Genomic DNA, 14,100 nt, shown 5'->3' on the forward strand with positions numbered 1-14,100 from the left:
CAGCAGCAAAGTGTGACCGGTTCAGCGGGAAGTTTTTGGCACAGGTTTGGCGATCGCCGCAACCTGCGCCACTCGTTCTTAAACGGGCTCAATCAGCAGGGTGTTGCCCTGGCGATCGATCGGGCGAATTGCATCGCCAGCCTGAAAGCTGTAGCCTGACAAGGCAGCACGAGCCGTCCAATACACGCCGTTGACGCGCACGACCCACTTCGAATCTGGCTGCACCACAGAGTGAATCACTCCAACGCCAGGGTAAAATTTGTCGTCAAGCACGGCTTTTACTGGTGTATTCAAAATAGACATGGCAGATAGGCCTCCTTTCTTCCCTTGCTAGTAAGTGGGGACAGAGGCCAACGTGTGACATATGTAGTACGCTGCAGCAATAAAAAAGCTCACCCTAACAGGGCGAGCTTTTGAGATATCAGCATAGATTTTGGCGCTAGATCGCGATCGGCGAGGGGCAAAGTCTAATCAACTGCCACTTCGGCCGGTAGTCGATATTGTCGAGGTGAAGGCTAGTCCAAGCGCTTAGCGCGATTAGGATACCCAGGGCAATGGCGCGCATGTAGAACGCAAAGGCAGATACGTAGCTCATAGGGTTCGCTCCCAACGCTTACCCCTTTTAGTAGCGCTGGGAGAATGGGTGTGACGGCGGTGCCCCTACTTCCTAGGGTTTTGTTGGAGCAAAGGTTTTTTGCAGGTCCACCAGCTGTCCGGTGTGCCGCTATTTTCCCTTACTCGACTACTAAGCGGGAGAGGCTGGTGCCGGGGTAGTAGTTGCCCAAAATTTGAGTGTAGTTATAGCCCTTAGAGGCCAACTCCATAGCGCCGGTTTGGCTCATGCCGTTACCGCCGTGAGCGGCTTGCACGATCGCATCCGATGCCGCATAGAGCGATTCGACAATGCCGCCGTTATAGCTAATGAACTCACCCGTAGTGTCAGCCACCGCCGCCTGGGTCGTGTTGGTCTCTTTAGCAATACCCTTGTAGGCTTGGTAGCGCTGGGTATTGTCGAGGTCGTAGGCACGCTGGGCGTGGCGCACGTGGTGCACCAGCGCGTAGGAGCGAGCGGCTACTGCCTGGGCCTTGAGCGCTTCGGCTGGCCAGCCCACGTACATTTCGCTGCCGACAACGCTGCTGAGGTAGTCGTGCATCAGCACAAAGTTGACGGCCATCAGACCCGAGCCGTCGGTGATCATCAGCACGCGGCCCTTATACCAGCTGTCGCCTACAAAGACATAGCCGCCTTCGCCGGGCTCTAGCCAGGCGGTGTTGCCGAGGGTGCAGTCGCCAACAGCCATGCCAGACCCCTGGGGTTTGAGCACTAAGCTACTCTGGGCCGGCAGGTTGCAGTGGTTTTGGCCATTGATATCCATCAGGTAGCCGTCTACAGAGGTAGCCACCTCTAGGCTGGAGGCGTTTTTGGCGACTGCCACCCGCATTTCTAGGTTGGTGTCAATGGTTTTGCCGGGGTCAAAAGCGGCACCAGCGTTGCTAGGGGCTGGTGGTGCCGATGGTTGGGGCAGCGATCGCGTTGGGCCAGAGTTAGCCGTCGGATTGGCGGCTGGAACTGGAGCCTTGGCGGCTGGGCTAGCGGGGGCTGCAGGAGCCTTAGCGGCCGGGGCAGGAGCCTTGGCTGCGGTACTAGCTGCCGTGTCGCTGGCAGGAAGCGTGGCCTGCACCAGCAATCGCCGCGCCCGATAGAGATCGACAATGGACTGACGCACCATGCCCGTGGTCTCCCACAGGACCGGGCTGAGGTTGCCGGCTTTGGTATCTCGCCCCCCAAAGGGAGCCGCCGATACCTGCACCAGCAGTAGGCCAGCAAAAACTAACCCACCGAAAATCTTGATTCGACGGCTCTTGTTACCCATTGCCAAAGATGATGGCAACGGCTTGGCATGCAGCGGTTTGAGCCGAGCAGATTTGAGTCGCACCGGTCTCAGCTTTGGCAGCTGAGCTTTCCAGAGATCTCTCATGGTGGTTTAGCCCAATACCCACATGTTATGTAATAGGACCATAGCCAGAAGCATTTTCACACTCAAGGATAAACGTTAAAAAATGCGTCAGCTCAGACATATTCGTAACATATGTCTAAAGACATAGATTTATGAGATTTAGATGTTTATAGCTTATAGAACGGCTTGTAAATTCTTGCAGAAGATCCTCCAGGACTTTATCAGCCTTAAACATTATGCTCAAAAGTTCCTGACCCGAGCATTAGCGAGCGCGGTATAGGAGTTTGCATACCACCTTCCCATAAATCCCGACCGTTTAAGGGCCACAGCTAGACCGTCTAAAGGAGACGGTTTTTGATCCCCTCAAGTTCCCAAGGTTGTGAAAAAGTAGGTTGCTGTCGCCTAAATTTGCCTAGAGAGGTGTGCATTCGTAGTGGCTGTAGGGATGTCCACCGCTGCCCGTTTGGCTCAGCTGCTGGCATCCGTTGGCGCTCAAATCTGAGCCAATATGGACAAACCAGAGGTCGAAGGGGCGAGGCATGGTTGAGAGAATTTCGGCCAGCTTTTCTTCGGGGGGAGCCGTGGGGTTGCTGGGCAGGGTCCAAAGGAAGAATTGGGGCGGCACAGTCCACCCGCTATCTGGGTCATTGGGGTTGAAATGGCGGTGGATCTCCCAACCGATGCTTAACATTTCATGGCCAATCACCGTAGGCTTGCCTTCTTCAATGGTGGCGGGAAAGCCTATGAGCACCGGGTAGGTTGATTCTGCCTGAATAGTGCGAACCAGCTGGGCCGGCGCAAAATATTTGGCAAAGGCCAGATTGCTCACGACAAAGAGAGCACTGGCCAAACCGGCAATCCAGAACAGTTGAACACTGCGACGTCCGGAAATTTTTTGTTGAGTAAAGGGAATTTGGATCGATCGCGGTTGGGCTGTGGTCTCTGGCCAGTAGACGGCCAATAGCCCCCCCACCAGCACCATCACACCGGGATGGAAAACAAAGTTGTACCGATGCCCTCGGGTGATATCCATTCCTAAGCTATAGGTGATCGCAAAAAAGAGGGCGATCGCCGCCAGCACAAACCCACCCATCAAAAATAGGCCAAACCGGCCGTTGTCGGATTGGCTCACCAGGTGCCTAGCCCTCACCAGCTGTGCCACCATCCACAGCAGCACGGGCAGCAGCACCAGCACCGACAGCACTACAGCGGCAATGCCCACAACGCCTTGGGCATTGGTGATAGGCGTGATCACCATGAAGATCAGCCCGACGAGGGTCTGGGCGATCGGGTCGAGCCACACCCTGGGCTGGCTGAGGTCAATGGCCAAATTGGAGGACTGGCTGCTGCCGTAGAAATTGAGCAGTACCGGCAGCCACACTAGGCAGGCCGCTAGTGTTCCCAGCATGACTCCGTAGAGCCGTCGCCAGGAGCGCTGCCAGAGGACCTGGGGCTGGGTTCGCCCTTGATAAATAGCTAGGGTTACCAATACCAGAGCCTGGGCCAGCAGCGCCAGCACCGTAAAGTAGTGGGTAGCAAACGCCAGGGCATTGATCCCTACCCACAGCAGCGCTAAAGGGAGAGAAATTGGTTGGGGCGTGGCTTCTCCAGGGCGGGGGCGGCGCAGACTCCAGCCAGCCACAGCAAAGCAGGCTAGCCCCAGCGCCACCATGAGAGTAGCCATGCTGTAGTGCCGAGCCTCTTGAGATAAGGCCACCCCAAAGGGCGACACGACCATAAAGGCAGCCCCAATTTGCCCCGCCAGTACGGAGCGAAACCCTAACCACCCGGCCAGATACACCGCTGGAGCGGCTAAGGCCCCAAACAGGGCAGGCAGGGCGCGCGTGGCCCAGGGTAAGGCTACCCCCTGTGCGGTGGGAAACAAATTCATCCACAGGTGGGCAATCGCAAAGTAGGCCGGGGGATGGTTATCCTCCTGCATGAGGTAGTGAATGGTTGAGCCCACGGTCGCCTCGGGCCGAGGCTGAAGGGGCGTCAGCAGCTGGTCTAGGGAAACGACCTGATCGAGGGGGGCCGAATAGCTGCTGTTACCCAGGGTGAAGATCACCGTGGCTGCCTCGTCCATCCAGAGGGGCTTGCTCACCAAAAATGAGAGGCGCAGGGCCAGGGCTAGGCCAAACCACAGCAGCATCCAACCGGCTGCGGGTGGCAGCTGCCATGTTTTGAATAACCGCATAACACCGCCCAAAAAGTCTCAGAGCTGATGATACTCCCCAGCCGCTGCTCTAGGGCAGTTTGCCTGGGACACGCCCTGGCGATCGCGCCTCTTGAAGAAGCTAGAGAGCTACAAAAAAATAGGGCCCCAGCCTTGGCTGAAGCCCTAAAAATGCTGGATTAAGCGATCGCTTAAATGGCGACGTCGGATACCGAGTTGAGACCCACAATGTCTTCATAGGCGGCGGCAATGATGCACACCGACAGCGGAATTGTGACGAGCAGGCCAACACCCAGCAGAATGGCACCGCCAACATTCAGCAAGAAAATCATCAACAGCAGCCCAAAGAACGAAAACCACTTCTTAGTGATCAGCTTGCGGCTGGTTTCCATCGCCTGCCAGAAGTCGGCGCTTTTGTCGATCACCAGCGGTTGGGCAAATAGATAAGCCACGGCCAGGTAAACGCCTGGTAAAACCAACAGCAAAAACCCGATAGCGATCAAAACACCCGAGACGAGCGAAACCAGAAAGAGGGGCAGAAACTTGTTAAACCCTTGAAAAAAGTCGTTAAATACCGCATTGCGATTTCGCGCTATTTGGAAGGCTACAAAGTAATAACCTGCGGTAAGCGCCGGGGTAACTATGTTGAAGGCCAAACTGAGAATGCCGCCGCTGGGACCGTCTGCGCTTCTGGTGCCAATGGGAGCAGGCAGAATAGAGATCACAATTTGAATAAGCACCAGCAGCAGCGTAAACGCGACAAACAGCGGTGCTTTAGCCTTAAAGATCTCCCACCCGCGGCTAAAGTAATCACCGATTTTGACCTCGTAGTCTCGACCGGTCAAATCAGAACTAAAACTACTCATCGTTCTCCACAATCCCCAAAGATTATTGAGTAGGATATCGGTTTCACATTAACCGAGGGTGAAAACGCGGCAAAAATTAACCTGAGGGCACCTACCTTAGGGCTGATTTGTAACTAGTTCTAACGCTGAAGAGAGAATTTCTTGGCAAGCATTGTGGGGACGATCGCTTCAGTCGACTACCGGACTGCCGTGGTGGTGGATCATGTACCACTGGCCGGCCATGCGTTCAAACCCATTGGTCGCCATTGACCTAGCTTCTAGGCGGCGATTGCCGAAGCGATCGCTCCCGGCTTCGCCGCCGCTAATTTGCAGCACGTTCTCAATCAGGACTACGTAGGCCAGGTCGCCGCTGATCTCAATGGTGAGAATGTCGGTGTCGATTTCGAGGTAGCTGGTGTTTTCAAAGATGCGTGCCCAGGCCTCGCGGATATCGACCCAGCCTTTGAGGGCATCGCGCCCGGGGTGAATGCAGAGACAGCCCATGCCCTTCGACCAAACCGTCTCCATGGCTTCGATGTCCTTTTTCTCGAAGGAGCGGTAGAAAGCCTGGTTTGCGGCCAAGACCAGTTCGCGATCGCCAGCCATAGGGTCCTCACTGATAAGATACAGGGGCTTTCCCTGCCTCCCGTCTTGAGCATAACCAACGGTAGGGGGAGGCAACCACCTTCGGCAGCAAAGTTGCACAGCTCATGCTAAAACTCGCCAATCTCTGTAAGCGCTACGGTTCTAAGCCAGTTTTGCAAAATCTCAGCCTGAGCCTACAGCCGGGGGAAATTTACGGTCTGCTCGGCCCCAACGGGGCCGGAAAAACCACTACCATCAACATCATCTGCGGCTTGCTCAAGGCCGATAGCGGCACGGTCACCATCGGCGATCGCCCCGCCGGAGAGGCCACCAAAGCCTGGGTAGGGGTAATGCCCCAGAGCAACTTGCTCTACGGCAGCCTCACCTGTAGCGACAACCTATTTTTCTTTGGCCGCCTCTACGGTCTCTCTCGCCAGGACTGCCAGCGGCGGGTGGATGTCTGCCTGGAGTCGGTGCAGCTTTTAGATAAAAAACACGTGCCCGTCGAGCGGCTCAGCGGCGGTATGCAGCGGCGGTTGAGCATGGCAGCGGCGATTCTGCACCGCCCCAAGCTAGTGATTCTCGACGAGCCCACCACTGGGCTAGATATTGAGGCTCGCCAAGAACTGTGGCAGCTGATTCGCCAGTTCAAATCAATGGGGGTGACGGTGCTGCTCACCTCCCACCTGCTCGATGAGGTCGAGCGCCTGTGCCAGCGGATCGGCATTTTGCGCCTGGGCGAGCTGCTGGCGGAGGGCACTCTGGAGGAACTGCGATCGCGCATTCCTGCCCAGGAGATTGTCACGGTGGAAACGAAGGATCCGCAGGGGGCGGTCGCCCGGGCTCGGCAGCTTGGCTACCCCCATCGCACCTACGGCGGCGACCTAGCCTTTTGGGTGCCTGACCAGCTTGAACTTAAGGATCTGCTCGATCGCTTCGACGGCATTTCCCTCGACTCGATCGCCCGTAGCCCGGTGAAACTGGAGCATGTTTATTTGGAAGTGACTCGGCAGCCTGAGGGAGTAGGGGGTGAGGGGTAAGGGAGTAGGGGGGTAGGTATAGGGTTTAAGGTGTAGGGTGTGAGGTGTAAGCCAAACCTATGTCCTGAAGCTTGCACCTTACACCCAGCCATTCAAGCCCGCCTCAGCTATTCGCTAGCACCACATCCAGAGGATGGACTTAGCTACGCACGGGTTTTTTCCGGAGATTGCTAATCGCTTGCGTCGCTTGAGTGACTCGACCTGAGTTCTTCAAGGACCATCGTCGCTAGCTTGGTCGAGGCTCCCGCTGCGCCCCGCACCGATCGCAGCTCCTGGCGCATCGCCATCAGCGCATCTGGATCCTTCAAATACTCCACCACCTCTGCGGCCACAGTTTGAGGGTTGAGCGGGCCAATGCGCTCGGGCACCACCTCGCGTTTCGCCCAAATGTTGGGCCAGGCAAATAGCCGCCCCTCCTTATATATTTGCCGCAACACCAGCCGGTTAATCAGTTTGGCGAAACCATCTCCTAGTAGAGGCAGGTTGGCCAGCAGGCCCGGAATGCCGTCCCAGGCTTTCATCGCCTCTAGCTTTTGGGTGGGCAGCAGCACCATCATTGGAATGCCGAGGGATCCCAATTCTGCGGTGTTGGCCCCCACGGTGGTCAGGCAAAACCGCATCTGCCCCATCACGTCGTAGGCAGGGGTGCTCTGCCACAGTAGTACCTCTAGCCCACTGGGGGTTCGCAATCGGGGTAGGGCCGCATCTGGTTCTACCAGTTCGGCCGTTGTGGCCCCCTCAACCAGGCGAATGTCTGGGTTGCTGGCCGCGTCGGCAAATTGGGCTAGCGCCTCTAGCGACAGCATCGGCGCCACCGGAATCACAAACTGGGTCTGGGGCCGCAGGCGACGGATGGCCTCGGCGGTGCCCAGGGCGAAGGGCAACCCCACGCTGAGCTTGTTCTTTTTTGAGCCGGGCATGAAGCCAACCAGGTCGTAGTCGGGTTTGAGGTGAAGAGCATCGCGCACCTGCTGCTCGTCTCCATCGCCCTGCACGTCGGCCATCAGGTCGCCAATCACCTCACACTTGCTGCGAAACTCATCGGGGGCCGCTTCGATAATGTTGGCCGTCATGCAGCCAAAGCGATCGATCCAGCGGTGCCAGCGGGCATCCCACTCAGCATAGATGACGGTGCGATAGCCCAAGCGCTTGCCAAACACGACCGGATAGATCTGGTCACCCCCCAAAAACAGCACCACGCCGTGGGGTCGCCAGTCCCAGTTCTCCGCCGTTTTGCCGGACAGCAAAAAGGAGAAGAAATGCTCTGGCCCCTGGACGCGATCGACCCCCGGCAGACAGCGGGCCATCTCGGCCTCACGCCCCGAGGCGTTGGCACAGGGCGACAGCACTACAGAGATGCGAACCTGGCTGGAGTCGGGGTGGTGCGATCGCAGCGCCTTTACCACCGGGCGCACCCAAGTCGAAATCTCTCCCGGCCCGTTGGAGAGAATCAAAATATCGCCGGGGGTGGCAGCTGGGGTGGTCATGGGGGCAACGCTCATCGCTGGGAAATACCTTGTTCCGGTACTATCAAATCACCATGATACGGACTCATGTTTACGCCGGGCTGGGGTGCCAGCGATCTGGTGCTCTGATAGCGGTGGGATAACAGTCTTTGGTTGTAGGGCGATCGCTACCAACAGGCCGAACAGTTTGTTTTCTGCAACACAACGATACGTAACTTAGGCTACACGCCTGCTTTCTCAGATTTAGGTTCCCCACTTTTACCATTCTCATGGAAGCTGTTGAAGCCCTCAAACTCCTTTAAGGTAAGAATTCTCTATGGGCTATAAAAAGTGGCTCCAGGGAACGCTGGGTTCCCAAATGCCATATTTATGAGAATGCTGATAAGCACTGTTACAATCTGGCGACTTCCTTCAGGATCGTTGTCGGTGTCTGATCCCGGTGCTAACGTCTGAGTCATGGTTCGGATAGCCTCACAGCAAAAAGAGTTAAAACCATGACCCAACCCTACAGAGCATCTCTCTTAGCGCATTAGGCCAGCGCCCTGTCACTCGGTTCAGATTCAGCGCGTAGCTACGCCCCTTGCCCTCATCATCTGAACTCAGCACACACTACGGGTAGTTCTGACTTATTCAACATTTTTCGACCCGACTTCACTTACGGCTGTAGTGCTACAGAATTCAGCTCTTCGCTAAACGGCTGATTCTGCTCAGCACCCTAACTCTAATTACGCTGGCTGAAATGCTTCAGACTCAGCAGGAGGTTTATATGCTTTTTCACGGTAAAACCGCCTTGATTACTGGCGCTTCTCGTGGCATTGGCCGTGCCATCGCCCACTCTCTAGCGCGCCAGGGCATGCAGCGCATTTTGCTCGTTGCCCGTAGCGCCCAACGATTGGAGGAGGTTGCTGCAGAGGTGCGGCAGCTGGGGGCAGAGGCCGTTATTCTGCCCGTAGATTTGACCGATCCGATCGCCGCCAACGTGGTGATTGCCCGCGCCTGGCAGCACCACGGCCCGGTGCATTTGTTGGTGAACTGTGCTGGGGTGGCCCACCAAGCCCCCTTTTTGCAGGCCAAACTGCCTCAGGTACAGTCTGAGATTTCGACCAATTTGATTGGGCTGTACACGGTTACCCGCCTAATCGCTCGCCGAATGGCGACTCGCCGGGAGGGCTGCATTGTCAACGTGTCGAGCCTAATGGGTAAGGTGGCGGCTCCAACTATGGCTACCTACTCAGCGACCAAGTTTGCGATCGTGGGCTTTACCCAAGCGCTGCGAGGTGAACTGGCTCCCCACCGGGTTCGTGTGGTTGCCCTGCTGCCCTCGCTGACCGACACCGACATGGTGAAAGGGTTTGAGCGATTTCGCGGAGTGCAGCCCTCAACCCCAGAGCAAGTGGCTGAGGCGCTGGTGCAGGGGCTAAAGCAAGGCCAGTCTGAGATTTTGGTGGGTTGGCAAAGCCACGCCGTGATCTGGGTGCAGCGATTGGTGCCCTGGCTGGTCGATTCTATGGTGCAAATTTTAGCCCCGGCCAAACCGGTGCAACGTCAACAGCGCCCCGTTCGTTCTACTTGATTGGGTTGTCAGGTTAAAAGGCTAGTAGGTTGAACTCTCCGACTTTCGCACCTGGCGACCTGCGAGGCTTGTCCTAGAAGGGCCGAAGCTACTTGGCAGTAGCAGTGGTGCCAAAGAAGTCAATACGGTAGTCGGTGATCGTGACCCCAGTGCGGGCTTCGATCTGCTGAATCAGGTCGGCGGGCAGGGTGACGTCAATGTCGATGATTTCGTTGGTGTCAAGGCAGTTGACGTGGCTGTGGGAGTCACTCAGGTGACCGTAGAGCCGACCATCGGCGCGCTCAACACACTCGATAATGCCCTGCTCGGAGAGGGCGTCGAGATTTTGGTAGACAGAGGTATGGCCGATCTCGCGGCCCTGCTGATTGAGGCGATCGTAGATTTCGCGGGCGGAGAGGTGGCCCTGGTGCTGCCACAGGAGTTCTAAGATGTAGCGTCGCTGCCGACTTAGCCGCATGCCAAGGGCCTGGCAGCGCTCAATGGCATCATCCAGACAGGTGATGGGCTTTTTCAGGACAGCTGACTCATCCATGGTAGAGGAAGTAATTCATAGTCAGTACCACTTTAACTTGTTTGAAAGAATCGTGTCTAGAACTACAAACATAGGGTAGAAACTTGGGGTTAAATCTGGCCTCATCAAACATGAAAGGCCTGGTTGTTCGTCGCCTCTGTTGTCCAGTCCATAGGAGTTTTAGCGTCTACATACAGTCTGATGAACCTAGCCGTAGATGAATCTATTAAGTTCTGCGGCTGAGCTATTTCTTGCAGCCACAAGTACTGAAGGCCCCAAACCGGAGTTCTGGACACAGACAGGGGTTTGATCTAGTGGGACGCTTCGGTAGCAGAGGTTTGAGTGGGTATAAACTCGCTCTCGAACGTCAGCGGAGCAGGTAAACCCGCGAAGGTGAGCTGCCCACTAAAGCTGTCTCCCTCGTGGGTACCGGCGATCGCAACCCTCTCGACCGACTGCCCACAGACCGTCATAGCCGGTGAGCGACCGATCAGATCAAGATCGGGAGAGCGCCATCTCCCGTCCAGGGCGAAGGGCTCTCCTCCTGCTTCGGCCGGCTTCGCCTCGGGGCTGGCTGCCGCTAGCGCTCCGTTGACGAAAACGCCCGACTGCTGAAGACGCAACTCCAAGGCGGGGGGCTCGGAACACTGTTCGCTGGGCTCAATTTGCAATTGATAGTTACCTTCGATCGCGGTTGGGGCTTTTAGGCGGGTTGTGCCATACCGGCTGACTACGCTAAAGAGGGTTACCACAGAGCTAATGGCAACCCCGTAAAAAATCAAAGACTTTCGATCAAAGTGGCTCAAAGCGCAATCCTCGACGGAATAAATATAGTTGAGAAACAGGGAAACCGAGCGGATTTAAGCGGTCAACTAACTAGGACTCGCGTTTGCCGAAGTATTTAAAACAGAGGCCAAATGGGGAGAGGCCACCTGACGATATTTGCGGGTGATGAGCAGTGACGAGTGGCAGTGGTTAGACAAAGCATCGGCGTAGCGCCCTAAGGTTTGACGCTCTACTCCCCACTCACGGCTGGCTCCAGCGATAGTTAGATCAGCGCTGCGAGAGGCTTCCACAATGGCTGGGATTGGTTCACGAGTAGATTGCACAAGCGTTTCGATGCGATCGCCCATCACCTCGTTCATCCGAGCTATCACCGTACTAAACTCATTGCTCAATGTGTGTTCGCTATAGTCGTCAATCATAAGCTGCAAGATTTTTAGGCGACATGTCGGTATATTAGCCACCAACCGTAGCCCCAGCTCTAACGCTAAGTCATTGTGCGGACTGGCCATGTAAGGGACCAAAACGGTGTCGATAGACGTCAGATTTCGCCCGACAAAAACAGCCACATCTTTGGGTACTGCACCTAACACTTGCCCTACCCGACCACCCAACCGGTTTTGGTCAAATACGGGGCGGTGCCAACCCATCACAATTAAATTGGTGTGCTCTAACTGAGCGATGTCTGAGGTTTCGCGCGCTACATCGTTAGTAACTCGAACAATCGGAAAAATGGTTTGCTTCGATGCAGCAACACCTAAGGATTCAATTAACTGATTGAGCGATTGCTGTCGTTGCTCAATTAGGCGATCGATTTCGGTAGGAGTAGTTGAGAAAGCAAAATCTTCCTGCATCTCAACTAGGTTTAAAAGATCAACCCTCGCAGATGGTTGGTTCCCAGCAAGCTGCACGGCCAATCTGAGCAACCCCTTCTGGCTTTTAGGGTTGGCAACGGGCACCAAAACCCGGTAGGGCGAAGTCTCCTGCCCACCGTCTTCGGCATCAGCCTCTACATCCGTCTCTAGAGCATCCAGGCGCATTAGCCGCTTAGGATATATCAGCTCTAGCAAGGGAGAGGTCATGAATGTTGTTACCAGAGCCATGATGACCAGCATCGTGAACAATAAAGGAGTGACAACCCCCAGCTCTAGCCCAATGTTGAGCACAATTAGCTCAGTTAATCCTCGGGTATTCATTAACCAACCCAAGGCAGACGATTCTCGGTGATCAATTCCAGAGAATCGGGCTGCTACATAGGTGCCGACGTATTTACCTACAATAGCCACGCCGATCACGGCCAAACACAGTAGCCACTTTCCAGGGCTATTGAGCAAGCCCACCTGAGTTTTTAACCCGCTGTAAGCAAAAAATACTGGTAACAGAAAAATTAGGACAAAGTCTTCAGTTTTTTCGGCTAATTCTCGGGTGAGACCGACATTTTTGGGCATCACGGCCCCGAGCAAAAACGCGCCAAAAATAAAGTGAATGCCGATGGTTTCTGTGATTAAGGCCGATGCTATCACCGCCATATAAATTCCGGCAACGAGCAACTGCGATAGTTTGCCGGTGCGCTCGTAAAATTTACCCAGGTTGCGGAAAAACCGCTGGCCTACCGTCACCATCAACCCGATATAAATTAAGGAGAAAACGACGGTTGGTAGAGCGCCTACCATACTGTTGGTGCGAGTTACCGTGATCGCCAAAGCTAAAACACACCAGGCGGTCACATCATCCACTGCGGCACAGGTTAATGCCAGGGTGCCCAAACGACTTTTTTGCAGATTATTTTCGGTGATGATGCGGGCTAGCACCGGAAATGCCGTAATGGCCATCGCAGCGCCTAAAAATAGGGCAAACGCTGTAAATGAAACGGCCCCATTAGAAACCAGTGGGTAAAGCAAAAGCGCCAAAATACTCCCCATGGAGAACGGCGCCAAAATACTGACGTGGGAGATCAAGATAGCAACATCAAGATTCCCTTTTAGATACTTGGGGTTGAGCTCAAGCCCAATCAAGAACATAAAGAAGATCAGCCCCACCTGCGACAGCACGTTGAGCGAAGGCATGATTTCCGCCGGAAACAGCGTTGCCTGCCACGTAGGCGCTAACCAACCCAAGAGCGAGGGGCCTAACATGATGCCCGCGACAATTTCGCCAATGACCAGAGGTTGTTTAATTTGATTAAACCCGTACCCTACCAGTCGGGAAAGGCCAATAACGACCAAGATGGCGACTAAAACGTGAATAACAATTTCCGTTGGACTCATGTAGCCTTATATCCTCAACAGGTAGAGCAGACTCATTCACAAAACTCGCGTCATAGCATTCTACCGATAGTGTCAAGACCCCTTACTTTATGGGGATCGTAGCCGGTCAGCATTGGGCATAGATTTTAACTTGATCTAATCTCTCTCCTGTAGATAAATAAATCTCCACCTAAGAGCCGATTTCGTTTAAGTGTGGAAAAACTATGCTTTAAACATGGTTTGGTAGGGCTAATTGCTAGCTGTTAGCTTCTACTGAGTAATAGCTTTTAGCAAGGAAGATGTAAATATGAACATTAATGAAAGAAATAATCAAATACCGAATCCTAACCACGATCGCGACCCTAAGCTGACGACTGAGCATAAGCCAGATCCTGACAGCAATCCAGACCCGATTACTGGGGAGCATGGTGCTCGCCCCGTGGGTACAGGGGTTGGTGCCGCCAGTGCGGGTGCAGTGGGCACTGCTGTGGGGGTTATTGTCGGTGGCCCAATTGGGGGTGCCGTAGGTGCTGTGGTCGGCTCGGTTGCCGGTGGGTTGTTGGGTAAGGGAGTAGCTGAGACGCTAGACCCCACCGTTGAAGACGAGTATTGGCGCCATAACTATGCCACTCGCCCCTATGTAGAGGTCGATCATAGTTATGAAGACTATAGCCCTGCCTACCGTGTTGGCTATGAAGGCTACTCGACTTACTCAAAACAGGGGATGTCTTACCAAGATGCTGAACCCCATTTGAGACAGAGCTATGAGCAGCATGGCACCCATCGCATAGGCTGGGATAAAGCAAGGCACGCTAGCCAAGACGCATGGCACCGCCGTGAACATAGTGTTTCTGACAATGGGACTACTATCAAGTAGGCTCTAGCCGCGATCGCTACACACCACACTTGCGGGTTCC

13 protein-coding genes are annotated in these 14,100 nt (G+C 54.9%); 3 read left to right on the top strand and 10 right to left on the bottom strand.

Annotation, left to right across the window (positions count from 1 at the left end):
• Positions 1–78 precede the first annotated feature (78 nt).
• The 6 genes from H6F59_RS05545 to H6F59_RS05570 form a co-directional block, all read right to left on the bottom strand.
• Positions 79–303 carry an NfeD family protein gene (locus tag H6F59_RS05545; RefSeq protein ID WP_190696199.1) on the bottom strand — a complete coding sequence of 75 codons (225 nt, stop codon included), beginning with the start codon at positions 301–303 and terminating at the stop codon, positions 79–81.
• Positions 304–439: 136 nt separating this feature from the next.
• Entirely contained in the window at positions 440–595 is a 156-nt protein-coding gene (locus H6F59_RS05550; RefSeq protein ID WP_190696201.1) for a hypothetical protein, read from the bottom strand.
• A 139-nt stretch (positions 596–734) separates the two neighbouring features.
• Entirely contained in the window at positions 735–1,979 is a 1,245-nt protein-coding gene (locus tag H6F59_RS05555; protein ID WP_242021277.1) for a SpoIID/LytB domain-containing protein, read from the bottom strand.
• Positions 1,980–2,370: 391 nt separating this feature from the next.
• Entirely contained in the window at positions 2,371–4,155 is a 1,785-nt protein-coding gene (locus tag H6F59_RS05560) for a hypothetical protein (protein ID WP_190696202.1), read from the bottom strand.
• Between the two features lie 170 nt (positions 4,156–4,325).
• On the bottom strand, positions 4,326–5,000 hold the full coding sequence (locus tag H6F59_RS05565; protein WP_190696204.1) for a hypothetical protein: 675 nt from the start codon (positions 4,998–5,000) through the stop codon (positions 4,326–4,328).
• A gap of 168 nt (positions 5,001–5,168) precedes the next feature.
• Positions 5,169–5,585 carry a nuclear transport factor 2 family protein gene (locus H6F59_RS05570; RefSeq protein WP_190696206.1) on the bottom strand — a complete coding sequence of 139 codons (417 nt, stop codon included), beginning with the start codon at positions 5,583–5,585 and terminating at the stop codon, positions 5,169–5,171.
• Between the two features lie 104 nt (positions 5,586–5,689).
• Between H6F59_RS05570 and H6F59_RS05575 the strand changes: the two genes are divergently transcribed.
• Positions 5,690–6,604, top strand: a complete 915-nt coding sequence (locus H6F59_RS05575) for an ABC transporter ATP-binding protein (RefSeq protein ID WP_190696209.1) — start codon at positions 5,690–5,692, stop codon at positions 6,602–6,604.
• A 170-nt stretch (positions 6,605–6,774) separates the two neighbouring features.
• Here H6F59_RS05575 and H6F59_RS05580 read toward each other — a convergent pair whose 3' ends face one another.
• Positions 6,775–8,091 (bottom strand): lipid-A-disaccharide synthase, encoded by a 1,317-nt coding sequence (locus tag H6F59_RS05580; protein ID WP_199325650.1) that lies wholly within the window; start codon positions 8,089–8,091, stop codon positions 6,775–6,777.
• A 745-nt stretch (positions 8,092–8,836) separates the two neighbouring features.
• Here H6F59_RS05580 and H6F59_RS05585 point away from each other — a divergent pair.
• Positions 8,837–9,643, top strand: a complete 807-nt coding sequence (locus tag H6F59_RS05585) for an SDR family oxidoreductase (RefSeq protein WP_190696215.1) — start codon at positions 8,837–8,839, stop codon at positions 9,641–9,643.
• A gap of 88 nt (positions 9,644–9,731) precedes the next feature.
• Here H6F59_RS05585 and H6F59_RS05590 read toward each other — a convergent pair whose 3' ends face one another.
• The 3 genes from H6F59_RS05590 to H6F59_RS05600 all read right to left on the bottom strand — a co-directional run bounded on the left by H6F59_RS05590 (position 9,732) and on the right by H6F59_RS05600 (position 13,204).
• Entirely contained in the window at positions 9,732–10,175 is a 444-nt protein-coding gene (locus tag H6F59_RS05590) for a Fur family transcriptional regulator (RefSeq protein WP_190696218.1), read from the bottom strand.
• 290 nt (positions 10,176–10,465) lie between these two features.
• Complete coding sequence (locus H6F59_RS05595) at positions 10,466–10,906, bottom strand: hypothetical protein (protein WP_190696221.1); 441 nt, start codon at positions 10,904–10,906, stop codon at positions 10,466–10,468.
• Positions 10,907–11,026: 120 nt separating this feature from the next.
• Positions 11,027–13,204, bottom strand: coding sequence for a cation:proton antiporter (locus H6F59_RS05600; protein WP_190696223.1), 2,178 nt, complete (start codon positions 13,202–13,204; stop codon positions 11,027–11,029).
• Between the two features lie 286 nt (positions 13,205–13,490).
• Between H6F59_RS05600 and H6F59_RS05605 the strand changes: the two genes are divergently transcribed.
• Complete coding sequence (locus H6F59_RS05605) at positions 13,491–14,060, top strand: hypothetical protein (RefSeq protein WP_199325616.1); 570 nt, start codon at positions 13,491–13,493, stop codon at positions 14,058–14,060.
• The last annotated feature ends 40 nt before the right edge of the window (positions 14,061–14,100 follow it).

It is taken from the genome of Nodosilinea sp. FACHB-141 (assembly GCF_014696135.1).
Lineage (GTDB): Bacteria > Cyanobacteriota > Cyanobacteriia > Phormidesmidales > Phormidesmidaceae > Nodosilinea.

Excerpts from the sequence above, each read along its gene's own strand:
- H6F59_RS05580 (WP_199325650.1), bottom strand. The coding sequence starts at position 8,091 with ATGACCACCCCAGCTGCCACCCCCGGCGATATTTTGATTCTCTCCAAC.
- H6F59_RS05570 (WP_190696206.1), bottom strand. The coding sequence starts at position 5,585 with ATGGCTGGCGATCGCGAACTGGTCTTGGCCGCAAACCAGGCTTTCTAC.
- H6F59_RS05560 (WP_190696202.1), bottom strand. The coding sequence starts at position 4,155 with ATGCGGTTATTCAAAACATGGCAGCTGCCACCCGCAGCCGGTTGGATG.
- H6F59_RS05605 (WP_199325616.1), top strand. The coding sequence starts at position 13,491 with ATGAACATTAATGAAAGAAATAATCAAATACCGAATCCTAACCACGAT.
- H6F59_RS05550 (WP_190696201.1), bottom strand. The coding sequence starts at position 595 with ATGAGCTACGTATCTGCCTTTGCGTTCTACATGCGCGCCATTGCCCTG.
- H6F59_RS05555 (WP_242021277.1), bottom strand. The coding sequence starts at position 1,979 with ATGAGAGATCTCTGGAAAGCTCAGCTGCCAAAGCTGAGACCGGTGCGA.
- H6F59_RS05545 (WP_190696199.1), bottom strand. The coding sequence starts at position 303 with ATGTCTATTTTGAATACACCAGTAAAAGCCGTGCTTGACGACAAATTT.
- H6F59_RS05600 (WP_190696223.1), bottom strand. The coding sequence starts at position 13,204 with ATGAGTCCAACGGAAATTGTTATTCACGTTTTAGTCGCCATCTTGGTC.
- H6F59_RS05590 (WP_190696218.1), bottom strand. The coding sequence starts at position 10,175 with ATGGATGAGTCAGCTGTCCTGAAAAAGCCCATCACCTGTCTGGATGAT.
- H6F59_RS05585 (WP_190696215.1), top strand. The coding sequence starts at position 8,837 with ATGCTTTTTCACGGTAAAACCGCCTTGATTACTGGCGCTTCTCGTGGC.
- H6F59_RS05575 (WP_190696209.1), top strand. The coding sequence starts at position 5,690 with ATGCTAAAACTCGCCAATCTCTGTAAGCGCTACGGTTCTAAGCCAGTT.
- H6F59_RS05565 (WP_190696204.1), bottom strand. The coding sequence starts at position 5,000 with ATGAGTAGTTTTAGTTCTGATTTGACCGGTCGAGACTACGAGGTCAAA.